The sequence below is a fragment of the Pseudomonas sp. NMI542_15 genome, assembly GCF_021283425.1.
GTDB lineage: Bacteria > Pseudomonadota > Gammaproteobacteria > Pseudomonadales > Pseudomonadaceae > Aquipseudomonas > Aquipseudomonas fortuita.
In genome coordinates this window covers 129,788-152,954 of the sequence record NZ_JAJSRO010000014.1, presented here as the reverse complement: position 1 = coordinate 152,954, position 23,167 = coordinate 129,788, and the positions used below count along the sequence as shown (strand labels likewise).

At 61.8% G+C, this 23,167-nt stretch carries 20 protein-coding genes, 4 tRNA genes and 1 pseudogene; 15 read left to right on the top strand and 10 right to left on the bottom strand.

The window, feature by feature from the left end:
* The 7 genes from LU684_RS19875 (at nt 1) to LU684_RS19850 (ending at nt 5,456) form a co-directional block, all read left to right on the top strand.
* Complete coding sequence (locus LU684_RS19875) at nt 1–723, top strand: adenosylcobinamide-GDP ribazoletransferase (RefSeq protein ID WP_232894953.1); 723 nt, start codon at nt 1–3, stop codon at nt 721–723.
* A gap of 271 nt (nt 724–994) precedes the next feature.
* Entirely contained in the window at nt 995–2,110 is a 1,116-nt protein-coding gene (locus tag LU684_RS19870) for a glycoside hydrolase family 5 protein (RefSeq protein WP_096426939.1), read from the top strand.
* Between the two features lie 61 nt (nt 2,111–2,171).
* Nucleotides 2,172–2,576, top strand: coding sequence for a MarR family winged helix-turn-helix transcriptional regulator (locus tag LU684_RS19865; protein ID WP_016485285.1), 405 nt, complete (start codon nt 2,172–2,174; stop codon nt 2,574–2,576).
* A gap of 64 nt (nt 2,577–2,640) precedes the next feature.
* The gene (locus tag LU684_RS19860) at nt 2,641–3,843 is read left to right on the top strand and encodes an MFS transporter (RefSeq protein WP_023049317.1); all 1,203 of its coding nucleotides are present in this window, start codon (nt 2,641–2,643) and stop codon (nt 3,841–3,843) included.
* Entirely contained in the window at nt 3,840–3,971 is a 132-nt protein-coding gene (locus LU684_RS30525; RefSeq protein WP_269803316.1) for a hypothetical protein, read from the top strand. The genes LU684_RS19860 and LU684_RS30525 overlap by 4 nt, the downstream gene beginning before the upstream one ends.
* Before the next feature lie 46 nt (nt 3,972–4,017).
* On the top strand, nt 4,018–4,569 hold the full coding sequence (locus LU684_RS19855) for a glutathione peroxidase (protein ID WP_016485288.1): 552 nt from the start codon (nt 4,018–4,020) through the stop codon (nt 4,567–4,569).
* Nucleotides 4,570–5,201: 632 nt separating this feature from the next.
* Nucleotides 5,202–5,456 (top strand): hypothetical protein, encoded by a 255-nt coding sequence (locus tag LU684_RS19850; protein WP_232894952.1) that lies wholly within the window; start codon nt 5,202–5,204, stop codon nt 5,454–5,456.
* Here LU684_RS19850 and LU684_RS19845 read toward each other — a convergent pair.
* On the bottom strand, nt 5,437–5,697 hold the full coding sequence (locus LU684_RS19845; protein WP_016485290.1) for a DUF2798 domain-containing protein: 261 nt from the start codon (nt 5,695–5,697) through the stop codon (nt 5,437–5,439). The genes LU684_RS19850 and LU684_RS19845 overlap by 20 nt on opposite strands.
* Before the next feature lie 115 nt (nt 5,698–5,812).
* Here LU684_RS19845 and LU684_RS19840 point away from each other — a divergent pair, with 115 nt between their 5' ends.
* Complete coding sequence (locus LU684_RS19840; protein WP_023048964.1) at nt 5,813–6,742, top strand: LysR family transcriptional regulator; 930 nt, start codon at nt 5,813–5,815, stop codon at nt 6,740–6,742.
* A 42-nt stretch (nt 6,743–6,784) separates the two neighbouring features.
* Here the strand turns inward: LU684_RS19840 and LU684_RS19835 are convergent, their stop codons facing one another.
* The 3 genes from LU684_RS19835 to LU684_RS19825 form a co-directional block, all read right to left on the bottom strand.
* Nucleotides 6,785–8,050, bottom strand: a complete 1,266-nt coding sequence (locus tag LU684_RS19835) for an OmpP1/FadL family transporter (protein WP_023048965.1) — start codon at nt 8,048–8,050, stop codon at nt 6,785–6,787.
* A gap of 147 nt (nt 8,051–8,197) precedes the next feature.
* The gene (locus tag LU684_RS19830; RefSeq protein WP_016485293.1) at nt 8,198–8,680 is read right to left on the bottom strand and encodes a hypothetical protein; all 483 of its coding nucleotides are present in this window, start codon (nt 8,678–8,680) and stop codon (nt 8,198–8,200) included.
* Nucleotides 8,681–8,929: 249 nt separating this feature from the next.
* Nucleotides 8,930–9,154, bottom strand: coding sequence for a hypothetical protein (locus LU684_RS19825; RefSeq protein WP_009686213.1), 225 nt, complete (start codon nt 9,152–9,154; stop codon nt 8,930–8,932).
* Between the two features lie 948 nt (nt 9,155–10,102).
* Between LU684_RS19825 and LU684_RS19820 the strand changes: the two are divergent.
* Nucleotides 10,103–10,441 (top strand): annotated as a pseudogene (locus LU684_RS19820) (sel1 repeat family protein); the annotation flags it as partial.
* Nucleotides 10,442–10,621: 180 nt separating this feature from the next.
* Complete coding sequence (gene rmuC / locus LU684_RS19815) at nt 10,622–11,992, top strand: DNA recombination protein RmuC (protein WP_232894957.1); 1,371 nt, start codon at nt 10,622–10,624, stop codon at nt 11,990–11,992.
* Here rmuC and LU684_RS19810 read toward each other — a convergent pair.
* Entirely contained in the window at nt 11,964–15,443 is a 3,480-nt protein-coding gene (locus LU684_RS19810) for a hybrid sensor histidine kinase/response regulator (RefSeq protein WP_191087345.1), read from the bottom strand. The two genes, rmuC and LU684_RS19810, sit on opposite strands and share 29 nt — an antisense overlap.
* A 125-nt stretch (nt 15,444–15,568) precedes the next feature.
* Entirely contained in the window at nt 15,569–16,747 is a 1,179-nt protein-coding gene (locus LU684_RS19805) for an MFS transporter (protein WP_232894951.1), read from the bottom strand.
* 184 nt (nt 16,748–16,931) lie between these two features.
* Between LU684_RS19805 and LU684_RS19800 the strand changes: the two genes are divergently transcribed.
* The gene (locus tag LU684_RS19800; RefSeq protein WP_232894949.1) at nt 16,932–18,809 is read left to right on the top strand and encodes an MFS transporter; all 1,878 of its coding nucleotides are present in this window, start codon (nt 16,932–16,934) and stop codon (nt 18,807–18,809) included.
* Between the two features lie 10 nt (nt 18,810–18,819).
* Here the strand turns inward: LU684_RS19800 and sugE are convergent, their stop codons facing one another.
* The 3 genes from sugE to rdgC all read right to left on the bottom strand — a co-directional run bounded on the left by sugE (nt 18,820) and on the right by rdgC (nt 21,442).
* Entirely contained in the window at nt 18,820–19,137 is a 318-nt protein-coding gene (gene sugE / locus LU684_RS19795; protein ID WP_012270979.1) for a quaternary ammonium compound efflux SMR transporter SugE, read from the bottom strand.
* A 231-nt stretch (nt 19,138–19,368) separates the two neighbouring features.
* A complete protein-coding gene (locus LU684_RS19790; RefSeq protein ID WP_016485299.1) occupies nt 19,369–20,334 on the bottom strand; it encodes a bile acid:sodium symporter family protein in 966 nt (321 codons plus the stop codon).
* Nucleotides 20,335–20,521: 187 nt separating this feature from the next.
* Nucleotides 20,522–21,442: a recombination-associated protein RdgC gene (gene rdgC / locus LU684_RS19785; RefSeq protein ID WP_016485300.1), complete on the bottom strand. Its 921-nt coding sequence runs from the start codon at nt 21,440–21,442 to the stop codon at nt 20,522–20,524.
* Nucleotides 21,443–21,657: 215 nt separating this feature from the next.
* On the opposite strand from rdgC, the gene LU684_RS19780 reads away from it, so the two are divergent.
* The 4 genes from LU684_RS19780 (at nt 21,658) to LU684_RS19765 (ending at nt 22,159) form a co-directional block, all read left to right on the top strand.
* Nucleotides 21,658–21,733 (top strand) — tRNA-Val (locus LU684_RS19780).
* Between the two features lie 13 nt (nt 21,734–21,746).
* Nucleotides 21,747–21,823: transfer RNA gene (locus LU684_RS19775), tRNA-Asp, on the top strand.
* 170 nt (nt 21,824–21,993) lie between these two features.
* Nucleotides 21,994–22,069, top strand: a tRNA-Val gene (locus LU684_RS19770).
* Nucleotides 22,070–22,082: 13 nt separating this feature from the next.
* Nucleotides 22,083–22,159: transfer RNA gene (locus tag LU684_RS19765), tRNA-Asp, on the top strand.
* A gap of 81 nt (nt 22,160–22,240) precedes the next feature.
* Here LU684_RS19765 and map read toward each other — a convergent pair.
* Nucleotides 22,241–23,038, bottom strand: a complete 798-nt coding sequence (gene map, locus LU684_RS19760; protein WP_232249004.1) for a type I methionyl aminopeptidase — start codon at nt 23,036–23,038, stop codon at nt 22,241–22,243.
* Between the last annotated feature and the right edge of the window lie 129 nt (nt 23,039–23,167).

Genomic DNA, 23,167 nt, shown 5'->3' with positions numbered 1-23,167 from the left:
ATGTTGCCGTTCTGGATTGCCTTGCAGTTTCTCAGCAGCTTGCCCGTGAGCCTGCCGGGCATGCCGGAGCCGCGTGAGCTGGGGCGTTCGCTGCTGTTCTACCCGCTGGTCGGGCTGTTGTTCGGGCTGCTGCTGTGGCTGGCCAGCCTTCTGCTGCAGGGTACGCCAGCGCCGCTGCATGCGGCATTGCTGCTGACGTTGTGGGTATTGCTCAGTGGCGCCTTGCACCTGGATGGTCTGGCTGACAGTGCCGACGCCTGGCTGGGTGGTTTCGGCGACCGTGAGCGCACCTTGCAGATCATGAAAGACCCCCGTAGCGGGCCGACTGCCGTGGTCACCCTGGTGCTGGTGCTGTTGCTGAAGTTTTGCGCCTTGTGGGTGTTGGTTGAGCAGGGCATCGGGGCGCAGTTGCTGCTGGCTCCCTTGATCGGCCGGGCGGCGATGTTGGGCCTGTTCCTCTGTACAAGCTATGTGCGGCCTGGCGGGTTGGGCCAGGCGTTGGCCGAGCACTTGCCCCGACGTATAGCCGGGTGGGTGCTGCTGGGCAGTGCGCTGTTCTGCCTGGTCTTGGGCGGCTGGGTGGCAGTGCTGGCGCTGGCCATGTTTGCCTGGTTGCGGCACCTCATTTGCCGACGCCTGGGTGGAACTACCGGGGATACAGCTGGCGCGATGCTGGAGTTGCTCGAACTGGTTGTCGTGCTTGGATTGGCGCTAGGCCTTTGAAGTCGGTCGAAATCTAAAAGCCTGGGCGCGTTGTGAAGGCCACTGGCCTGCTGTGGAAGCGGGCTTGCCTGCGAACACGAGCAAAGCCCGTGCCGTCGGTGCCTGTGGGGTGGGTGCAGTAACTTCCGGCAACGGTTCGGTAAGTCCTGCATCTTCTCTGCCAGCGTATCCTCTGCCTCCCCCCATACGACCCGGTAGGCCTCCCGTGCGAAACTGGATCTTTGCCAGTCTGTTGATGCTGCCCAACCTCCCAGCCACCGCCGCAGACCTCATGGCGTTCTGGGATGCCCCTCGCCACGGCGGTAACAGCTTCAACCGGCTGCCACCCGATCAAGCCTATTTCGATGCCCTGAAGGGGTATGGCGCCACATGGGTGCGGCTGTCGTACGACAAATGGCAACCGGTACAACGTGATTTCCTGCTCGGCAATGCCGACGCTTATGCAGGCCTGCCCGCCGCCGACCTGGCTACGCTGCGCGCCACCCTTGACCGTGCTCATCAGGCGGGGCTCAAGGTGGTCATTGCCCCACTCTCGCTACCCGGTATGCGCTGGTCGCAAAACAACCAGGGCCAATTCGATGATCGACTGTGGCAAGACAAGCGCTACTGGTCCCAGGCCATGGCCTTCTGGCGAGACATGGCACGTGAACTGAAAGGCCACCCGGCCATTGGCGCCTACAACCTGATCAATGAGCCCGCCCCGGAAAAACTGGGCGGCTTGGCCGAACACGCCGAACCGGGGCAAATGCAGCAGTGGTATGTGCGAGCGCAGGGCACCGCGCGCGATCTGCCGTTGCTGTACCGGCAACTGATAGCGGCCATTCGCGAGCAGGACACTGACACACCGGTCATGGTCGATGCAGGTTGGTTTGCTGCCGCAGACGCCTTCGACTACTGGCCTGCTCCCCTGGAAGACCCGCGAGTGTTGTACAGCGTGCACATGTACGAGCCCTATGCCGCTACCAGTGCGCCCAACATGACGCGCAAGCACCCCATCGCCTATCCGGGCGCCGCACCGTTTGCCGGGCAAACCCAGCAGTGGGATGGGGCGCGAGTTGAACGCTACTTGCGCCAGCCGTTGGCATGGGCCGAAGCCATGGGCCTGCCGCGGTCGCGCCTGGTGGTAGGCGAGTTTGGCTGCATGCGCAGGCTATCGGGTTGCCGGCAATACCTTGAAGACGTACTCACCGTGCTGGATCGCAATCAGTTGCATTGGGCTTTCTATAGCTTCCGTGAAGACAACTGGGACGGCATGGACTACGAACTGGGTTCGGCGAAGGTGCCGTGGCGCTACTGGCAGGCGATCGAGCAAGGTACGCCAGACCCATTGCCGCGCACAGCAACGGTTGAGTTCGAGCCTATACGAAAGCGCTTGAACCCGGACTGACACTCATCACCCATTGTGAAATCTCTTGCAACAGTCATGACGCGGGTATATACACGTATCCATGCTGACCAGTGAATGCATCTGTACCCATCTGCGTCGCGCCGCCCGCGGGGTGAGCCGGCATTATGACGAGGCCCTTGCCGGCTTCGGGGTCAATGTCGCGCAGTTTTCCCTGCTAAGGCACCTGCAGCGGCTCGACCGCCCCAGCATCACCACCTTGGCCGAAGCCATGGGCCTGGAGCGCAGTACCCTGGGGCGTAACCTGCGGGTACTGGAGGCGGAAGGGCTGGTGGCCCTGGCCGAAGGCGAGGACCAGCGCAACCGCGTGGTGCTGCTGACTGCGGCCGGGACGCAGCTGCTGCATGCCGCGCACCCAGCCTGGGAACAAGCCCAGATCGAACTGGTGGAGCGGTTGGGCGCCGGGCAGCGGGATGAACTGGTGCGTTTGCTGGACCAATTGGCCTGAATTGATACGACCATAAGCGGGTATATACCCGTAAAAACCTTGCGATGTGCTGGAGATAACGACAATGACTTCGGTGTGGCGAACCAGCGGGTGGGTACTGGTGGGGGCGGCTTTGATTCTGGCGCTGTCTCTGGGGGTACGGCATGGCTTTGGCCTGTTTCTGGGGCCGATGAGCGCCGATTTTGGCTGGGGGCGTGGGGTATTCGCCTTTGCCATTGCCCTGCAGAACCTGATCTGGGGGCTGGCGCAACCGTTTGCCGGTGCCTTGGCCGACCGTATGGGGGCCGCACGGGTAGTGATCATCGGCGGCATTCTGTACGCCGTCGGTTTGATCCTCATGGGCATGGCAGACTCTGCCTGGTCGTTGTCGCTCAGTGCCGGTTTGCTGATCGGCATCGGCCTGTCCGGCACATCGTTCTCGGTCATCCTCGGCGTGGTCGGGCGTGCGGTGCCGGCCGAGAAGCGCAGCATGGCCATGGGCATTGCCAGCGCGGCCGGTTCCTTTGGCCAGTTCGCCATGCTGCCGGGCACTCTCGGCCTGATCCAGTGGCTGGGGTGGTCCGCAGCGTTGCTGGTGCTGGGCCTGATGGTGGCGTTCATCGTGCCCTTTGTTGGCCTGTTGCGCGACCGCCCGCTGCCCAGCCATGGCACCGAACAGACCCTGGGCCAGGCGCTGCGCGAAGCGTGCTCGCATTCGGGCTTCTGGTTGCTGGCGCTGGGTTTCTTCGTGTGTGGTTTCCAGGTGGTGTTCATTGGCGTGCATCTGCCGGCCTACCTGGTTGACCAACACCTGGCCGCGACCACCGGTACCACGGTGCTGGCGCTGGTCGGCCTGTTCAATATCGTGGGTACTTTCACCGCTGGCTGGCTGGGCGGGCGCATGTCCAAGCCGCGCCTGCTGACCGGGCTGTACCTGCTGCGTGCAGTGGTGATCGTGCTGTTCCTCTGGGCGCCGGTGAGTGCTTTCAGTGCCTATCTGTTCGGCATTGCCATGGGCCTGTTGTGGTTGTCCACGGTCCCGCTGACCAATGGCACCGTGGCTACGGTGTTCGGGGTGCGTAACTTGTCCATGCTCGGCGGTATCGTTTTCCTTTTCCACCAGCTGGGTGCGTTCCTGGGTGGCTGGTTGGGCGGGGTGGTGTATGACCGCACCGGTAGCTATGACCTGGTCTGGCAGATTTCCATCCTGCTCAGTTTGCTGGCCGCTGCCCTGAACTGGCCCGTGCGCGAACGGCCGGTGGCGCGCCTGCAGGCCCAGGCTGTATGAAGCGCTACCTGGGCCGGGGGTTGCTGGCCTTTGGCGCGCTGGCGCTGCTGGCGCTGCTGGTGTTGGCGTGGTGGGGCTGGCACAGGGGCGGGATGGCGTTGATGCAACTGGGCATGAGTGTTTGTTAGGCGCTACCCTGCAAGCTCAAGGGTTGTCTAGCAGGAGAAACGAATCATGCGTGCTCATTGGTTGACAGTGCCGTTGTTGGCCGTGCTTGCCAGCACATCGAGTTGGGCTGCCGATTGCCCGGCGTTGTTGCAAGGCAGCCTGCCGGAATTGCGTGGCAAGGGGCCGATCGACCTGTGCCAGCGCTTTGGCGGGAAGCCTTTGGTGGTGGTCAATACGGCCAGCTATTGTGGTTTTGCACCACAGTTCGAGGGGCTTCAGTCGACTTACAAGGAATATCACGAGCAAGGTCTGGAAATGCTTGGCGTGCCATCCAATGATTTCAAGCAGGAAGATACCGATAGCGAGAAGACTGCCAAGGTTTGCTATGCCAACTATGGCGTTACCTTCACCATGACCAAGACGCAGGCGGTGCGCGGCAAGGATGCGATACCGCTGTTCGCTGAGTTGGCGAGCCAGAGCAGTGCGCCGAAGTGGAATTTCTACAAGTACGTTGTCGATCGTAAGGGCAAGGTGATCGGTAACTTCTCCAGCCTGACCAAACCGGATGATCCCGAATTCCGCGCAGCCATCGAGAAGGCCATTTCCTCACAGCAGTAATCTCGCTGCTCTTGCTCTTGCTCTTGCTCTTGCTCTTGCTTTGGCTTCTAAGCGCGCGGTAGTTCAGGCAACGCAGATTGCGACTTCAGGAGGCCGAGCGCAGGGCTTGCGGAGGGAGGTGACGGGCATGGATGCCCGTCAAGCGCTGGGCCCCAGGATGGGGCCTGCAGCGCGGTCCTCCCGGGAGCAAGCCCGGAGCGAGGGGACCCCGGAGCGCAGCGTAGGGGCCGGATGATGGGAGCCAGCGTTTTTTGGTTACTTTTTGTCGCGTTTGACAAAAAGTGACCCGCCGTAAGGGCGGAAAGGTGACTTGACGCCACCTTCGAAAATGAATGTTAGCCTCCTCATTGATGCCCACGCCTCCAAGCGACAAGCGACAAGCGACAAGCGACAAGCGAAACGGTGCTGGTTTTTAGCTCGCGCATAGGCCATTTGCGATGGCGACGCACACTCACCTTTTCGCCCTTACGGCGAGTCACTTTTTGTCAAACGCGACAAAAAGTAACCAAAAAACGCTGCGCTCCCATCATCCGGCCCCTGCGCTGCGCTCCGGGGTTCCCTCACTGCGGCCTCGCTCCCGGGAGGACCGCGCTGCAGGCCCCATCCTGGGGCCCAGCGCTTGACGGGCATCCATGCCCGTCACCTCCCTCCGCAAGGCCTGCGTTCGGCCTCCTGAAGTCGCGAAGATCAAGATCAAGATCAAGATCAAGATCAAGATCAAGATCAAGATCAAGATCAAGATCAAGATCAAGAGCAAGATCAAGAGCAAGATCAAGAGCAAGAGCAAGAGCAAGAGCAAGAGCAAGAGCAAGAGCAAGAGCAAGAGCAAGAGCAAGAGCAAGAGCCGGGGCTCGGCTTCGGGTTACTTCACTTTGCATGCACCGTAATCGCCACCAACCGCACAACCACCGGCCTGACCATCAGCACACAAACAAACGCCACAGGCATCGCCAGTTGATAGGCCTTCAGCACATTGCTCAGGTACTGCGCAGTAACCCCGGCATTCGCCGCAGTGATCACGAAGCACATCAGTAGCGCCATGATCGACGACATGAAAAAGGCAAAAACGTAAGGCGTAGCACCCGGGTGCAATTTGCGTCGGCTGCGCGACTGGGACAGGTTGCTCATGTGAACTCCTGAAAGGTGAGTGGAGCCGCAGGTTAGCAACCCGCCCGGCCGCAGCTGTAGACCAGCTTTACTGAGTTCTTTATAAAGAGATTCTTACGAATCCGAGAGCTCACGCATGGACCTGCTCAACGCCATCCGCAGCTTCATCAAAGTGGTGGAGGCCGGCAGCATCGCCGGCGGCGCCCGTAGCCTGGGCATTAGCCCGGCAGCGGTCAGCCAGAACCTGGCACGCCTGGAGGGCCATCTGCAGGTGCGCCTGCTCAGTCGTACCACCCGCAGCATGGCACTAACGCCGGCGGGTACGCAGTATTACGAGCGTGTCAGGCATATCGAACGTGACCTGGCTCTGGCCGAGCAGGCCGTCACTACGCCAGACAGTGAACCCCAAGGGCGTCTTTGCATTGCCTCGACGTCCGCTTTTGGCCGCCACGTGCTGGCGCCACTCATCCCCGCATTCAGTCGCCGCTATCCACTGCTTTCGATAGAGTTGGTAACGACTGATCGGCGGGTAAACCACGCCCGTGAAGACGTCGATGTGAGCCTGCGCATTGCCCCGCAACTGGAAGACCAGCTGTTGGCTCGGCACATAGCCCGTATCCCGTTCATTTGCTGCGCCTCGCCCGGTTATTTGCAAAGCGCTGGGGTGCCGGGTTCGCCCGAGGCATTGCGCGATCACCGCTGCCTTGTGTTCCGCTACCCGGTGGATGGGCGGTTTTTACGCTGGGGCTTTATGCGCGACGGGCTGCGTTTTGAAGCGGAGTTCGGCAGCGTGCTGATCAGCGACGACATCGACGCACTGACTCAGATGGCGCTGCACGATGGCGGCATCACCCGCCTGGCTGAGTTCATTGTGCGACCGCATCTGGCCAGCGGTGCACTGGTACCGTTGTTCGAGTACAGCGACAGTGGCCAAGCCTACGCCCAGACCGAACCGATGGATATCTACCTGTGCCTGGCCGACCGTTTTGCCATGACCGCGAAAGTGCGTGTGTTCACGGATTATCTGCGCGAGTGCCTTGGGGACAGTTGGCAGGTACAGGCATGAAAAAACCGCCACGAGGGCGGTTTTTCAGAGGGTACGTACGGATCAGAAGCGGTAGGTGAGGGAGGCACCGATACCGTGGGCGCTGTTCTCGTACTTGGCCTGGTAGCTGCCTTTGGTTGCGCTCACCTGATTGACCTTGGTGTCTTCCTCCCACAGGTAGGAATAGGCCACGTCGATGGTCATGTCGTCGTTCGGGCTCCAGCCGGCACCCAGGCTGAATACCTTGCGGTCGCCAGTCGGGATACGTGGCGAACGGTCGTGGTTGTTGGTCGGCGATTGGTCGACGGTGAAGCCAGTGCGCAGCACCCACTCCTTGTTGACCTTGTACGACGCACCAATGGCGTGGGCCCAGGTGTCATGCCAGTTCTGTTCTTCGGTGATGGTCTGGAACGCCGAACCTGCCAGTGGCGCCGGGACATCGTTCTGCACGGTGATGTCTTTCAGGCGGCTCCAGCGGGTCCAGGTGCTGCCTGCATACAGGGTCCACTGATCGTCCAGTTCATGGGTCACCGAGAGGTCGACCGATTCCGGCGTCTTGATCTTCAGCGTTGCGTCGAACTTGCTGCCGTTGAACGGCCCGATCAGCGGGGTGCTGACGCGGGTCTTGCCCTCGAGCTTGTAGTCGACCATCGAGTGATAGGTGAGGCCGACGCGGGTACGGTCGGTGGCCTGCACCAGGATGCCGATGTTGTAGCCAACGGCGGTATCGTCACCCTTGATTTTCACTTCGCCGTCATTACGGCCCGGCGTGAACGGGTTGATCAGGCTCGAGCCCAGTTCCCCTTCGATGCGGTTGATGGTCGGGCCAAAACCGATCGAGACCTTGTCGTTGAAGGCATAGCTGACCGTCGGCTGGAACGTGACAACCTGTACGTGGCTCTTTTTGCCCCAGTAGCGCGCGGCATCATCGCTGCCATAGTCGGTTACCAGGCCGAACGGTACGTAGACACCGAAGCCGACGCTCCAGTGGTCATCGATCGGCTTGACGTAGTAACCCATGGGTACGCCAACGAAAGGCACCATGTCACCATCGGTTTCCCCCCCGAGGTTGCTGCCACGGCCCGAGATATCGGACTTGGCGATAACGGCGGCGGCGCCCACGGTAGCCTGTTCGCGTTTGAGGCGGGACATGCCGGCCGGGTTGCCAAACACGGTGCTGGCATCATCGGCAGAAGAAGAACGTCCCGCGAAACCTGTCCCCATGCTGCTGATGCTCTGTTCGTTGAGCGCGAAGCCGCTGGCGAGCAGTTGGCTGGAAGCAATTGCAACCGCTACGCCGAGGGAGGTTTTGAGCATTACTTTTTTCATTATTAGAAAACTCCTTGGGATCTCCGGGGCGAAAAGCTACCAACAAATCACGCGCTGCGCTATAGCGGCAATCGCTGAAGATAGAGCGCTTTTGTAGGACAATCCGACCAAAATTCCCTTTTTTCCGGTAATGTTGTAGGACGCTTCTTAAGATGCTTGTGGCAATTTCTGATCTATGCAGGTGTGCCAGGCATGGGTGAAGTCGCGCAAGCGACCTTGGGGATGGAAAATCTGCCGCCAGATCCGCGCCAGCGCTAACAGGTCGTCAGCTGCGGGCAGTGGCGTGCCCTGCTCTTCGACCAGCATCCAGGCAATTGCAGTGGAATAGCGCAGGTTGACGGTGAGTTCCAGATGCGGGCCGCCCAGGAAGGCGTGCTGGCTGGCCAGGCCGCGTACAAGGCTGGCCAGGTCGGGGTCGCGGGCCAGATATTCGTCCCAGAGTGCCCGGTGACGGTGTTCGCCAATGCGGTAAAGGCCGTGCCCGCGCCGGTCATGCAAAGCTGACCCGAGTGCCGACTGGCTGGCGGCTATGCCCAGCAACAAGGCTTCGGCGCTGGCGCAGTGACGGTTCAGGTAGACCAGGGTGGGTCGGATCACATACTGACACAATTCATTCGCCGCGATACCCATGATGCCCTCGAGCAATTAAGGGCCGGACGGGCGCTGGAGCTTGGCAGCTGGTGAAAGATCAGGCCCGCCGGAAGCGGTAAGCACCGCTCGAGTTGAAGTGTAGTGTGATAATCGTGGTGTAAAGAGCTGTTTTTAAATCGATTGCTGCCTGACGTCCCGGGCTATATGCCCTGAGGCAATTACGCCAAGAACGTTCAGGCAGGCTTACAACAGGCCGATTCAGCGCTTGAATACCACGGTATTCGCCGCTCACGCGGTGAGCGATTGACGAGTCCGGGCGATGACCGCCTGCAGCGGTTCGTTCCGGCTGTACTGTTCAGGGTACAGGCGCTCGGTGTGGCAGGCGACGCCGTGTTCGTCTACCAGGGTAAAGCTGAAGCTGCCCTTGCGTGGGGCAACGATAAGGCACTTCAACGGCGAGAAGGCCTGGGAGAGGGTGCCAATGGCAGCCTGAATCTGATGATGAGTTTGCATAATTGTTGGAGGTTCCTGCTTTAAACACGGGGGATATGATCCGTGCATGATAGAAACGTTCCAGTGACGCCATTATTAAGGGACGAACGAACCTGACTGGAACAGGGCAGCCAGAGGGAGCGCAATCAAATGTGGGCGCTTGGGCTGACTGGTAGGTACTTCGGAAGGCAGGCAGCACTCCGGGGCCAAGGTTCTAGGCCGTCGGGTGGAATCCTGATCAATCTGTCACGTGATTCGTGCTTGAGCAGCCTGAGGCTGGCGAAGTGAATCATCGAATGGGCCGTCCTGGTTTCAGCAGCGCACTCTTGGGGGGAGTGGGTCTGCAAGGACGATGTGGCCCGAATTGACTTTCAGCTTGGTACTAACGAGGGGCACCTTACTGGAAAGATTGGCGCTTGGCAAGCCCTACGTTTGTTCAGGTGAGCCGCGCAGTATGGCGCGTAATCGCATTGCTGTGAAGAGGGGCAAACGGCCCGTATCCAGGCTGATGTGCCCATTTCGTGCACGACAATGACGATTAATGGTGCACTTGTTCACATTCGGGTCAGCGGTTGTAACAAGCCGGCAACACGCCTCAACAGCCTCGCCAATGCCTTGACTGGGCGGTTAAGTCAATGAAAAAAAACACTATTTTTAGCTGGTGAAAAAATCGTCAGTTTGAGACAAAGCCCCAATTTACGGGGCTTTGCGGGGTGTGCAAGGGGGTTGTCCACCGAGTTATCCACAGGAACTGTGGATTGTCCCGGGCGCTTGCTCTAGAACGGGCGTGCCAGCATTGCAATCAACTGTCCGACAATCGACATGCCCCGGCAGAACAGTTGGTCATCGACTGGAAAACGTCAAGAAAAGATCATTGAAATTTTTTTTCAATCCTTCAGAAATCGACAGGTCATGGCGGAAAAAAAAGAGTAGAGTGGCGCGCCTTTCGAGTTACCAAGCCTGTTGCTCATGAAGTTTCGCGGTAAACACCTCACCAGCCCCGCTGCATCGACGCCTCTTCCCGAACGCTTTTCCTTGAAAGTTGCCTTGTGGCTGCTCGACAGCCCGCGCCTGGGCGACAAGCGGCAGGTCAAACACTTGGCCGGGCGGCTGCTGAAACAGCCGGCGCGTCAGGGCGTGGTGGTGGCACAGAGCCGTTTGGGGCAGATGCTGTGCCGCGATTGCGGCAATGCCCGCGACCGGCGTATTGGCCATGAACTGCTGCGCCAGGCTGCCCGCGCCGGTGATCGGCGAGCACAGCTGGAGTATGCGCGGCTGTGCCAGAACAACGCACCGGACCAGGCGAAGTAATGCTCCGACAAGCCCCGGGCTGATAAGCTGCACTCAATTTGCAACAGCGTGATCGGGGTAAGCATGACAGTGGATCTGGGCAGCATTCTGCTGGGCTTGGTGGCAGGTGCTTTACCTTGCCTGGTGTGGGTCATGCAGGTGCAGCGCCGCCAGGGTGCACGGCAAAGCGAGCAGGCCTTGCTCGAAGAGCGCTTCAACGCAGCACAACTGACCCTGGCTGGCCTGCAGGCCCAGCTGGAGGCCAGCCGCGACGAAGTCAGCGACCTCAGCGAAGCCAATACCGTCAAGCAGGCTCAGATGGCCGCCCAAGGCCGCGAACTGGAGTTGCTGCAGATTGACCGCGACAACGCCCGTGACGCGGCCCACGCCTGGAGCCTGGAGCGTGCCAACCGTGAAGCCGAGTTGCGGCGCCTGGAGGCGCAGGCAGCGCGTCTGGAGGCCGAACTGCGTGAGCAGCAGGAAAGCCATCAGCAGCGCCTGGAAGACCTGCAGGAAGCCCGCGACACCCTGCGCGCCCAGTTTGCCGACATGGCCACCAAAATCTTCGACGAGCGCGAGCAACGCTTCGCCCAGACCAGCCAGCAGCATCTGGGCCAGTTGCTCGACCCGCTCAAGGAGCGCATCCAGTCTTTTGAAAAACGCGTGGAAGAAAGCTATCAGCAGGAAGCCCGCGAACGTTTTTCCCTGGGCAAAGAGCTTGAGCGCCTGCAACAGCTCAACCTGCGCCTGTCCGACGAAGCCACCAACCTGACCCAGGCTCTGAAAGGCCAGAAAACCCAAGGCAACTGGGGCGAGCTGATCCTTGAGCGGGTGCTGGAGCATGCCGGCCTGGAAAAAGGCCGTGAATACCAGACCCAGGTCAGCCTCAAGAGCGCCGACGGCGAGCGTTTCCAGCCCGATGTGCTGATCATGTTACCCGGCGACAAACAGGTGGTGGTGGATGCCAAGGTCAGCCTCACGGCGTACCAGCAGTTTGTCGCCAGCAATGATGAGGCCGCGCTCAAGCAGCATGTTCAGTCGCTGCGCAGCCACGTCAAAGGTTTGTCGAGCAAGGACTACAACCGCCTCGAAGGCCTGCACAGCCTGGATTTCGTGCTGCTGTTCGTGCCCATCGAGGCGGCCTTCTCTGCGGCCTTGCAGGCCGAGCCGAACCTGTTCCAGGAAGCCTTCGACCGGCATATCGTGATTGTCAGCCCCACCACCCTGCTGGCTACCCTGCGGGTGATCGACAGCCTGTGGAAACAGGAGCGACAGGGCCAGAATGCCCGGGAAATTGCCGAGCGCGCCGGCTGGCTGTACGACAAGTTCGTGCTGTTCATCCAGGACCTGGATGAGCTGGGCAGCCGGCTGCAGCAGGTGGACAAGGCCTATGCGGCGGCCCGTAACAAACTGTGCGAGGGGCGCGGCAACCTGGTCAGCCGCAGCGAACAGCTGAAGCTGCTGGGCGCCCGCGCCAGCAAGAGCCTGCCGGCAGACTTGCTGGAGCGGGCGCTGTCCGATGAGGTGCCGGATGTAGCGGTTACTGAACCTGGCTCAGATGGCGGTTGAGCATGGCGCGCAGGGCCGCCGGCTTGACCGGTTTGGCCAGGTAATCCAGGCCTGAGGCATGCACCATGGCGATGGTTTCCTTGCTGCCGTCGGCGCTGATCACCACGCCTGGCACCGGCTCGCCCAGGCGCGCACGTAGCCAGCCCATCAGCCCGGTACCGGTCTCGCCGTCATCCAGGTGGTAGTCCACCAGCGCCAGATGGGGGCGCATGCCCTTTGCCAGCAGGGCTTCGCATTCGGCCTGGTTGCGCGCGGTCCATACCTGGCAGCCCCAGCGGCTGAGCAGGCTGTTCATGCCAATCAGGATGCTGTCTTCGTTGTCCACGCACAGCACTTGCAACCCCGCCAGTGGCTGGCCGCCCTGTTGTTCTGCGGGGGCGCTTGGCGCCGGAGCGGCCTGGCGGGCAATCGGCACGCTGACGCGGAACACCGTGCCCTTGCCCGGCCACGAGCGCACTTGCAGCGGATGCCCCAGCACCCGGCACAGGCCGTCGGCAATCGCCAGGCCCAGGCCCAGGCCTTTTTCGGCGCGTGTCTGGTGGCTGTCCAGGCGCTTGAACTCCTGGAAGATCACTTGCAGCTTGTCGTCGGCGATGCCCGGGCCACGGTCCCACACCTCCAGCCACAGCCGCTCGCCCTGGCGGCGCGCGCCCAGCAGGATCGGGCTCTTGCCGTAGCGCAGGGCATTGGTAAGGAAGTTCTGCAGTACCCGACGCAACAGCTTCATGTCGCTGTCTACCCGCAGCCGGCTGCCACGCAGGCGGAACTCCAGGCCTTTCTCGGCCGCCAGTACCTTGAACTCGGCACCCAGCGTGTCGAACAGTTCGTTGAGGGCGAAGGGCTTGGCGTCAGGGGTGATCTTGCCGTTTTCAAGGCGCGAGATGTCCAGCAGGTCGCTGATCAGCTCTTCGGCCGAGCGCAGCGAACTGTCCATGTGCTGTACCAATTGCTGCGCCTCTTCGTTCATGCCCTCGGCCTGCTGCGACAAGGCGGCGGAGAACAGCCGAGCGGCGTTCAGGGGTTGCATCAGGTCATGGCTGACCGCCGCCAGGAAACGGGTCTTGGACTTGCTTACCGCTTCGGCCTGGCTCTTGGCTTCGGACAACGCCTGGTTCAGTTGCGACAGTTCGTGGGTTCGCTCGGCCACCCGTTGTTCCAGGCCTTCGTTGGCATCGCGTAGGGCCTGCTCGGCCTCACGGAACGGGGTGATGTCGGTGAAACTCATGACGAAGCCGCCCCCCGGCATCGGGTTACCGATCAGCTCGATCACCCGGCCATTGGGGAACAGCCGTTCGGAAGAATGCGCGCGGCCTTGGCGCATCCAGTGCAGGCGCCGCGCCACATGCACCTGTGCTTCGCCCGGGCCGCACAGGCCACGCTCGGCGTTGTAGCGGATGATGTCGGCAATCGGCCGGCCCACGCTGATCAGCCCGTCGGGGTAGTTGAACAGCTCCAGGTAGCGACGGTTCCAGGCCACCAGGTGCAGGTTCTGGTCGACCACGCTGATGCCCTGGTTGATGTTTTCGATGGCGCCCTGCAGCAACGCGCGGTTGAACTGCAGTACCTCGCTGGCTTCGTCGGCGATGCGTACCACGTCTTCCAGCTGCATGTCGCGGCCTTCGATGGCCGCCTTGACCACGGCGCGGGTCGACGAGGTTCCCAGCACCCCGGCCAGTAGGCGCTCGGTGTGCTCGATCCAGTCGCCGTCGGCATTCTGGTTGGGGTTGAAGCCCTTGCCCTGGCGGTAGGCGAAGCGGATGAAGCTCTGCCGGGCGCGCTCCTCGCCAACAAAACGCGACGCCAGGGTCAGCAGGTCGTCGATCTGCACCGCCAGCAATGGCTTGCTGCTGGGGCGGGCGCTGGTCTGCTGGCCGATGAAGCGGCCGGCTTGCCAGTGTTCGGAAACCCGTGTACGCGACAGTACCGAGACCCAGGCGAACAGGGTGAAGTTGCCCGCCAGGGAGAGCACCACCCCTTGTGTCAGCGGGCTTATTGGCAGGCCCAGTGGGTTGCCATGCAGCCAGGCCAGCCCCGGGAACAGCTGCAGCGGCCAGCCCAGGCTATGCGCGGCAATCGGCAGCACCAAGGTGTAGAACCACAGGAAGATGCCTGCCGCGAGGCCGGCGAACACGCCGCGGCGGTTGGCCTGCTTCCAGTACAGCGCGCCGAGCATGGCCGGGGTGAGCTGGGTGACGGCGGCAAAGGCGATCTGGCCGATGGTCGCCAGGCTGGCGGTAGAGCCCAGCAGGCGATAGCTGACGTAGGCCAGCAGCAGGATCACCACAATGGTTACCCGGCGCACCGAGAGCATCCAGTGGCGGAAGGCCTCGAACGGCCGCTCGGCGTTGTTGCGGCGCAGCAGCCAGGGCAGCAACATGTCGTTGGAGACCATGGTCGACAGCGCCACCGCCTCGACGATGACCATGCCGGTGGCTGCCGAAGCGCCGCCAATGAACGCCAGCAGGGCCAGGCTCGGGTGCGCCTCGGCCAACGGCAGGCTGATGACGAACGAGTCGGAAATCACCGTGCCCGGCAGCAGCATCTGCCCGGCCAGGGCAATCGGCACCACGAACAGCGCGGCCAGCGCCAGGTACATCGGAAACACCCAGCGCGCCAGGCGCATGTCCTGGGGTTCGATGTTCTCAACTACGGTGACGTGGAACTGCCTCGGCAGGCAGATGATCGCCATCATCGCCACCGCGGTTTGCACCACCATAGACGGCCAGTTGACGGTTTCTTGCCAATAGTCCTGCAAGTGGATCGACTGGCGTGCCTGGCTGAACAGGTCGTCGAAGCCGTCATACAGGTTGAAGACGACGAAAATACCCACGGCCAGGAAGGCCAGCAACTTGATCAGCGATTCGAAGGCAATCGCCAGCACCATGCCACGGTGGTGTTCGGTCACGTCCAGGCTGCGGGTGCCGAACACGATGGCGAACAGTGCCAGCACCAGGGACACCACCAGCGCGGTATCCTGCACGCGGGTGCCGGTGGCGTCCGCGTTGGCACCGATCAGCAGGTTGACCCCCAGCACGATGCCTTTGAGCTGCAGGGCAATGTACGGCAACACGCCGACCAGGCAGATCAGCGCCACCACCACCGCCAGGGTTTGCGACTTACCATAGCGTGCGGCGATGAAGTCGGCGATTGAGGTAATGTTCTGCTGTTTGCTGATCAGCACCATCTTCTGCAGCACCCAGGGCGCGAAGATCAGCAGCAGCACCGGGCCCAGGTAGATCGGCAGGAATGCCCAAAGCTGTTCGGCGGCCTGGCCGACGGCGCCGAAGAAGGTCCAGCTGGTGCAGTAAACGGCCAGCGACAAACTGTACACCCAGGCACGCAGCTTCGGCGGCAACGGCGTGCTGCGGCGGTCGCCGTAAAAGGCGATGGCGAACATGACGGCCATATAGGCCAGGGCGACCACGGCGATCAGCCCGCTGGACAACGACATGAAAACTCCGAAGCAAAAAAGATAACGCGGTCCCGATCAACCAGTCTGGCACGCAGGTGCCGCTTCGTCAGCGCAGACCATGGTTGTAGGCGAGAGCTTGCTCGCGATTGATCTGAAACAAAACATCATTTTTTTCGGGTGCCCAACCCGTAAAACACCCCCGCCAGCAACACCGACAACACCAGCAGGTAGAAAATTGCCCCCGGCCAAAGGTGCACCAGCGCAAACCCCACCATCACCGGCCCCAGCGCCGCCCCGAGGTTGGACAGGTTCTGCGCGCCGTAATACACCCCGCGCAAGTGCTCCGGCGCGATCAGGTCGATGAACATGTATTCGGCAGGGATCACGATGATCTCGCCCAGGGTGAACACCAGCATCGCCAGGCACCACGCCAGCACCGAGCCTGCCAGCGAAAAGCCCAGCAGCCCGGCGATGAACAGGGCCATGCCGGCCAGCAACCAGGGCATCAGGTGCTGGCGGCTGATGCGCCGGCCAATCAGGTACTGCAGGGCAATCACCGTCACTGCGTTGGTGGTGACCAGGTAGCCGACCAGCCGCGCCGCCTCCGTCGGGCTGCTGGTGACCACCAGGTACTGCGACAGGTAGGCGGTGAATTGGCCGAACACCACCGCGCTGAGCACCCCGCCCAAGGTGAAATACACCAGCCGGCGGTCACGCGCCAGCCCCAGCGCCACCTGGCCGAAGCCGGCCGCAGGCTTGTCCGGTGCGCTCGCCTGCAGGTCACGGTCGCCAAGGCGCCAGTAGGCCAGGCACATGCCCAGGCCTAGCAGGGCCGAGGCGATGAACGGCATGTGGTCGTCCAGTTCCAGCATGGCGACCCCCAGCAGCGGGCCGGCGGCGTAGCCGACGTTGCTGAGGGTGTACTTGATGGCGAACACCTCGGCCCGCGCTTCCACTGGCAGCAAGGCACAGAAGCCTGCCTTGGCGGCGATGTCGACCACTGCAAGCGCCAGGTTGATCAGCACCAGGCACAAAAAGAACAATAGCGCCGATTCACTGACGACCGCGGCGACGAAGGCCAGGGCGAACAGCAGGGTGCTGGCGCTGACCAGCGTGTGGTTGCGCACGGTGTCGACCAGGTGGCCACCATACAGGCTCAGCAGCGAGGCGATGATCAGCGCGCCACCGATCAGCAGGCCGATCTGGCTGATCGGTAGCTGGAAGTTGTCGGCCAGGTACACCACCAGGTAGGGCAGGGTGAGGGCGCGGGCGACAGTGAGGGTGAACGTGGTCAGCAGCAGCAGGCGTACGGTGTCCGGGTAGCGTTTCAGGGCAGCTAGCATTACCACGTCCTTGTTGTTCTGGTTTGCCGGGCACAAGCATAAGCCACATGTGGCCTCGGCAGGAGTGCCCCGGCTGCTTCTGCAAAAAGCGTGTAGGCTTGCCAGCCAAGGCATTTGCCATGCAGATTTGTGGCCTGACGTGCCCGGCGCGCCTCCAATTGAAAAGCCCTCAGGACCAAGGACGATGAGTCACTCCTCGCAATTCACCTTGCTCGGCAAGCGGCGCTTCCTGCCGTTTTTCATCACCCAGTCGCTGGGTGCCTTCAACGACAACCTGTTCAAACAATCGCTGATCCTCGCGATCCTGTTCAAGCTCAGCCTTGGTGACGGTGACCGTTCGATCTGGGTCAACCTGTGCGCCTTGCTGTTCATTCTGCCGTTCTTTCTGTTCTCGGCGCTGGGCGGGCAGTTTGGTGAGAAGTTCGCCAAGGACGCGCTTATCCGTGCGATCAAGCTGGCCGAGATCGTCATCATGGCAATCGGTGCGCTCGGTTTCATCACCAACCACCTGGCGCTGATGCTGGTGGCGCTGTTCGGCATGGGAACCCACTCGGCGCTGTTCGGCCCGGTGAAGTACTCGATCCTGCCGCAGGCCCTGCGCGAGCAGGAGTTGGTCGGCGGCAACGGGCTGGTGGAAACCGGCACGTTCCTCGCCATCCTTGCCGGCACCATCGGTGCCGGGGTCATGATGTCGGCCGACAGCTATGCCACGGTAGTGGCCGGCGGTGTGGTCGGCACTGCGGTGCTCGGCTACCTGGCCAGCCGCTGGATCCCGCGGGCCGCTGCCGCCTCGCCGAACATGGCGCTGGACTGGAACATCTTCAGGCAGTCGTGGGCAATTCTGCGCATGGGCCTGGGGCAGCCGCCCGCTGTGTCGCGCTCGATCGTGGGTAACTCGTGGTTCTGGTTTGTCGGGGCCATCTACCTCACGCAGATCCCGGCCTATGCCAAAGACTGGCTGCACGGCGATGGCACGGTGGTGACCTTGGTGCTGACGCTGTTCTCGGTGGGCATCGCCTTGGGTTCGTTGCTATGCGAACGGCTTAGCGGGCGCAAGGTGGAGATCGGCCTGGTGCCGTTCGGCTCGTTCGGCCTGACCCTGTTCGGCCTGCTTTGGTGGTGGCACTCCGGCGATGTGCCGGTTGCAGCGGCGTCGCACGACTGGCTGGCGCTGCTGGGCATGGGCCAGGCCTGGTGGATTCTGCTGTCGATCGTCGGCCTGGGCGTGTTCGGTGGCTTCTACATTGTGCCGCTGTATGCGCTGATTCAGGCCCGCACGGCCGAAGACCAGCGCGCCCGGGTGATTGCGGCCAACAACATCCTCAATGCCTTGTTCATGGTGATGTCGGCGGTGCTTACCATCATCCTGATGGGGCTTGCCGAGCTGAGCATCCCGCAGCTGTTCCTGGTGGTGTCGCTGCTTAATATCGCGGTCAACGCCTACATCTTCAGGATCGTGCCCGAGTTCACCATGCGCTTCCTGATCTGGCTGCTCAGCCATTCGATGTACCGCGTGCAGCACCGCGACCTTGAGCGCATCCCCGACGAAGGCGCGGCGCTGCTGGTGTGCAACCACGTGTCGTTCGTTGATGCATTGCTGCTGGGCGGAGCAATCCGCCGGCCGATCCGCTTTGTGATGTATTACAAGATCTACAACCTGCCAGTGCTCAACTTCGTGTTCCGCACCGCAGGCGCCATCCCGATTGCCGGGCGCAGTGAAGACCCCGCCACCTACGAGCGGGCCTTCGCACGCATTGCCGGGTACCTGGCTGCTGGTGAGCTGGTGTGCATCTTCCCGGAGGGCAAGTTGACCGGCGATGGCGAGATCGATGTGTTCAAAGGCGGCGTCAAGCGCATCCTCGAAGAAACGCCGGTGCCGGTGATTCCGCTGGCTTTGCAGGGGTTGTGGGGCAGTTTCTTCAGCCGTGACCCGGCCAAGGGCTTTTTCAGGCGCCTGTGGTCGCGGGTAACCATTGTGGCGGGCGCTGCCATCCCGGTGGAGGCAGCGCAGCCTGAGCTGTTGCGCGAGCAGGTCAGCCGCCTGCGCGGTGACCTGCGCTAGCCAGGCAGGGTCAGCTGGCGCTGACTTTCAGGCCGACAAGGCCGCAGACGATCAGCGCCACACTGACCAGACGTACCAAGGCCATGGACTCGCCGAACAGGATGATCCCGGCGATGACAGTGCCGACTGCGCCAACACCGGTCCAGATGGCATAGGCGGTGCCCAGCGGCAGTTCTTTCATGGCCAGGCCGAGCAAGCCCAGGCTGATGACCATGGCGCCGACCGTGAGTACGGTGGGAATCGGTTTACTGAAGCCGTCCGTGTATTTCAGGCCCACGGCCCAGCCGACCTCGAACAGGCCGGCGAAGAACAGGATGATCCAGGACATGTGAGTGTCTCCATCGTTTAAATGATGGGGCCGTCCCCGGAATGGTCACGCGGTGCGTCGTGAGGCCGTCCTCACCGTGGGCACTATGGTGCACACCTGCAGGTTTCAGGGCAAGCCTGTGCCGGCCTCTTCGCGGGTAAACCCGCTCCCACAGGGACCGTATAGGTATCAAGCCTTGCGCAGCACCTGTGGGAGCGGGTGTACCCGCGAAGAGGCCCGCACAGGCAGACATCAATGCTTGGCCGGTTCGATCCCTTCAGCCTCAGTCTCAGGCTCATCCATGCGCCGGAACCAGGTCGACAACAACGCCCCGGAAATATTGTGCCAAACGCTGAACAAAGCACTCGGCACCGCCGCCAGTGGCGAAAAGTGCGCCGCCGCCAGTGCCGCCCCCAGCCCGGAGTTCTGCATGCCCACCTCCAGCGCCAGCGACTTGCGCTGGGCCAGCGGCAGTTTGCACAGCTTGCCGGTCAGGTACCCCAGCAAATAGCCGAAGCTGTTGTGCAGCATCACCACCGCCATGATCAGCAGCCCCGACTCGGCGATTTTCGCTTGGCTGGCAGCCACCACCGCGCACACGATCATCACAATGCTCACCACCGACACCAGCGGCAGTACCTGCACCGCCGCCTGAACCCGGGCACCGAGCAGGCGCTGGGCCAGCACGCCGAGCACGATCGGCAGCATCACCAACTGCAAGATCGACCAGAACATGTCCATGAAGGACACCGGCAACCAGGCCGACGCCAGGAACCAGATCAGCGCCGGGGTCAGCAGCGGTGCCAGCAGGGTGGTTACTGCCGCGATCGCCACTGCCAGCGCCAGGTCTCCGCGGGACAGCCACACCATCACGTTGGATGCCGTGCCGCTCGGGCAGCAGCCGACCAGGATCACGCCCACGGCAATTTCCGGCGGCAGGTGGAACAGCTGGCACAGCAGCCAGGCCATGCCGGGCATGATCACGAAGTGCGCGACGACCCCCAGCATCACCCGCCACGGCTGGCGGGCGAGGGCGGCGAAGTCGTCGAGCTTGAGGGTCAGCCCCATGCCGAACATCACCAGCCCCAGCAGCGGCACAATGGCGACCTTCAGGGCGATGAACCATTGCGGTTGCAGAAAGGCCAGCACGGCAAACACCAGCACCCACAGGGCGAAGGTATTGCCGACAAAGCGGCTTAAGGCGGCGAGGGCGCGCATGGGGCAATTCCTTTTCTTTTTATAGCACTATGAATCTTACTGGCCCCTTCGCGGGACAAGCCCGCTCCCACAGGTACATCACAGCCTTCAGGCATTGTGATGTACCTGTGGGAGCGGGCTTGCCCCGCGAAGGGGTCGATACTGGCTGAAGTTGTGCCTCAGGCCAGCACCAGTCCTTCAAACCACCTCAGACCCCTTGCGGAATTTCCTCCCCACCCAGCGCCTCGAACAGCGCCGGCAGGAATTCGGTAAAGGTCATCATCATCAGCAGGAAGCTGGCATCGAACTGCTGCGCCGCCTCATCACCACCGTCCTGCTCGGCCTGCTCCTGCAGCAGCTCTTCGAACTTCAGGCGCTTGATTACCATTTTATCGTCCAGAATGAACGACAGCTTGTCTTGCCAGGCCAGGGCCAGCTGGGTTACCACCTTGCCAGTGCTCAGGTGCAGCTGAATCTCCTCGCCGGTCAGGTCCTGGCGCTTGCAACGCACGATGCCGCCGTCTTCGGCGGTGTCACGCAGTTCGCACTCGTCCAGTACATAGAAGCCTTCGGCGGTTTGCTGCGTTTTTACCCAGTCGGTCATGGTGGCGGTTGGCGCAACCTTCACCGTGGCCGGGCGCACCGGCAGCGAGCCCATCACTTCACGCAGGGTGGACAGCAGGTCTTCGGCACGCTTGGCACTCGCCGAGTTGACCAGGATCACACCCAGACGCGGGGCGATGGCGGCGAAGATCATCGAGCGGCGGATGAACGCACGCGGCAGGAAGGCCTGGATGATTTCGTCCTTGATCTGGTCGCGTTCTTTTTTATAGACCTTGCGCATCTGCTCGGTCTCGATCTCTTCGACCTTTTCCTTGACCGCGTCGTTGACCACGCTGCCAGGCAGGATGCGTTCTTCCTTGCGGGCGGCAATCAGCAGGAACTCGCCGCTGACATGCACCAGAGGAGCGTCTTCGCCTTTGCCGAACGGCGCGACGAAACCATAGGTGGTCAGCTCCTGGCTGGCGCAGGGGCGGGCCGGCTTGCTGGCCAGTGCGGCTTCCAGCGCTTCAGGCTCGAACGGGACTTCCTGGGTCAGGCGGTAGGTCAGCAGGTTCTTGAACCACATGAGGGGTAACTCTCCTTAATGCATAAGGCGGGCATTATTCTCCGAGCGGAGCTCTGAGGCCAACCCTGTCAGAGGGCCAGCAGTGGCTTATGCATAAAAGAAACCACCGGCAACGCTAGGTCTTTGAAAGGCATGAGGTTTTTTTTGAAAAAAGTTTAAAAAGTGCTTGCCAGGGTGCGGGGTCGTCCGTAGAATGCGCGCCACACCGAGACGAAGGGTGATTAGCTCAGCCGGGAGAGCATCTGCCTTACAAGCAGAGGGTCGGCGGTTCGATCCCGTCATCACCCACCACTCGATGTATAGCGCAGCGGTAGTTCAGTCGGTTAGAATACCGGCCTGTCACGCCGGGGGTCGCGGGTTCGAGTCCCGTCCGCTGCGCCATATTCCACTTCCAGGGCCCACTGAACACCCGGAAGTAACAGAGAAAGCGACCTTAGGGTCGCTTTTTTTGTGCCTGAATTCTGGTGTTGGCGCGAAGTTTGAAAAAACTTCGATAAGTGCTTGCCAGAGCGCAAAGTCGCCCGTAGAATGCGCGCCACACCGAGAGACATGGGTGATTAGCTCAGCCGGGAGAGCATCTGCCTTACAAGCAGAGGGTCGGCGGTTCGATCCCGTCATCACCCACCACTCGATGTATAGCGCAGCGGTAGTTCAGTCGGTTAGAATACCGGCCTGTCACGCCGGGGGTCGCGGGTTCGAGTCCCGTCCGCTGCGCCATATTCCACTTCCAGGGCCCACTGAACACCCGGAAGTAACAAAAAAAGCGACCTTAAGGTCGCTTTTTTTGTGTCTGCGATTTCAGCTACGGCGCTCTTCTTCCCGTAAGGTCAGCACCTCAAACCCGTCCTCAGTCACCGCCACGGTATGCTCCCACTGCGCTGACAGGCTGTGGTCACGGGTAATCACCGTCCAGCCATCCTTCAATGTGCGCGTTCCGCGTCCACCCTGGTTGATCATCGGCTCGATGGTGAACACCATCCCCGGTTTCAGCTTCATGCCCATGCCACGCTGGCCAACGTGCAGTACTTCAGGCCCTTCATGCATCTGCTGGCCGATACCATGCCCGCAATACTCGCGGACCACGCTGTAGCCCGCTGCCTCGGCATGGGCCTGGACGGCATGGCCGATATCGCCCAGCGTAGCCCCGGGGCGCACCTGCTCAATGCCCTTCCACAGCGCGTCATAGGTGGTGTCGACCAACCGCCGGGCTTCATCGCTGATCTTGCCGATGCTGTACATCTTCGACGAATCGGCAATATAGCCGCCCTGTTCGAGGGTGATGTCCACGTTGATGATCGAGCCTTCCTTCAATACTTCATCGACCTTGGGCATGCCGTGGCACACCACGTGGTCCACCGAGGTATTGAGCGAGTAGGGGAAACCGTACTGGCCCTTGCTCGCTGGCCGCGCCTTGAGCGTGTCGACGATGAACGCTTCGGCGCGGTCGTTGATCTGCATGGTGGTCACACCGGGGCCGATGAAGCGGTCGAGGTCGGCGAACACTTGGGCCAGCAGCTGGCCGGCGCGGCGCATCAGGTCGAGTTGGGCGGGGGATTTGAGGATCACCTGGGACATGGGGGGAGGGTAGTTGCTCATGCTGGAATTTGCCCCAGCATAGCGCCAGCGGGTACCGGCTTGCCACCGCATGGTGCACAGCCTGTGCCGGCCCTTTCGCGGGCACGCCCGCCCCAAAGGTACGGCACGCCCCTCAGGCCTTGCGATAGC

Excerpts from the sequence above, each read along its gene's own strand:
- LU684_RS19825 (WP_009686213.1), bottom strand. The coding sequence starts at position 9,154 with ATGCAAACTCATCATCAGATTCAGGCTGCCATTGGCACCCTCTCCCAG.
- LU684_RS19830 (WP_016485293.1), bottom strand. The coding sequence starts at position 8,680 with ATGGGTATCGCGGCGAATGAATTGTGTCAGTATGTGATCCGACCCACC.
- LU684_RS19865 (WP_016485285.1), top strand. The coding sequence starts at position 2,172 with ATGCTGACCAGTGAATGCATCTGTACCCATCTGCGTCGCGCCGCCCGC.
- LU684_RS19810 (WP_191087345.1), bottom strand. The coding sequence starts at position 15,443 with ATGTCGTTGTCCAGCGGGCTGATCGCCGTGGTCGCCCTGGCCTATATG.
- LU684_RS30525 (WP_269803316.1), top strand. The coding sequence starts at position 3,840 with ATGAAGCGCTACCTGGGCCGGGGGTTGCTGGCCTTTGGCGCGCTGGCG.
- LU684_RS19855 (WP_016485288.1), top strand. The coding sequence starts at position 4,018 with ATGCGTGCTCATTGGTTGACAGTGCCGTTGTTGGCCGTGCTTGCCAGC.
- LU684_RS19805 (WP_232894951.1), bottom strand. The coding sequence starts at position 16,747 with ATGCTAGCTGCCCTGAAACGCTACCCGGACACCGTACGCCTGCTGCTG.
- LU684_RS19870 (WP_096426939.1), top strand. The coding sequence starts at position 995 with ATGGCGTTCTGGGATGCCCCTCGCCACGGCGGTAACAGCTTCAACCGG.
- LU684_RS19860 (WP_023049317.1), top strand. The coding sequence starts at position 2,641 with ATGACTTCGGTGTGGCGAACCAGCGGGTGGGTACTGGTGGGGGCGGCT.
- LU684_RS19790 (WP_016485299.1), bottom strand. The coding sequence starts at position 20,334 with ATGCGCGCCCTCGCCGCCTTAAGCCGCTTTGTCGGCAATACCTTCGCC.
- map (WP_232249004.1), bottom strand. The coding sequence starts at position 23,038 with ATGAGCAACTACCCTCCCCCCATGTCCCAGGTGATCCTCAAATCCCCC.
- LU684_RS19840 (WP_023048964.1), top strand. The coding sequence starts at position 5,813 with ATGGACCTGCTCAACGCCATCCGCAGCTTCATCAAAGTGGTGGAGGCC.
- rdgC (WP_016485300.1), bottom strand. The coding sequence starts at position 21,442 with ATGTGGTTCAAGAACCTGCTGACCTACCGCCTGACCCAGGAAGTCCCG.
- LU684_RS19845 (WP_016485290.1), bottom strand. The coding sequence starts at position 5,697 with ATGAGCAACCTGTCCCAGTCGCGCAGCCGACGCAAATTGCACCCGGGT.
- sugE (WP_012270979.1), bottom strand. The coding sequence starts at position 19,137 with ATGTCCTGGATCATCCTGTTCTTCGCCGGCCTGTTCGAGGTCGGCTGG.
- LU684_RS19875 (WP_232894953.1), top strand. The coding sequence starts at position 1 with ATGTTGCCGTTCTGGATTGCCTTGCAGTTTCTCAGCAGCTTGCCCGTG.
- LU684_RS19800 (WP_232894949.1), top strand. The coding sequence starts at position 16,932 with ATGAGTCACTCCTCGCAATTCACCTTGCTCGGCAAGCGGCGCTTCCTG.
- LU684_RS19835 (WP_023048965.1), bottom strand. The coding sequence starts at position 8,050 with ATGAAAAAAGTAATGCTCAAAACCTCCCTCGGCGTAGCGGTTGCAATT.
- LU684_RS19850 (WP_232894952.1), top strand. The coding sequence starts at position 5,202 with ATGCCCGTCACCTCCCTCCGCAAGGCCTGCGTTCGGCCTCCTGAAGTC.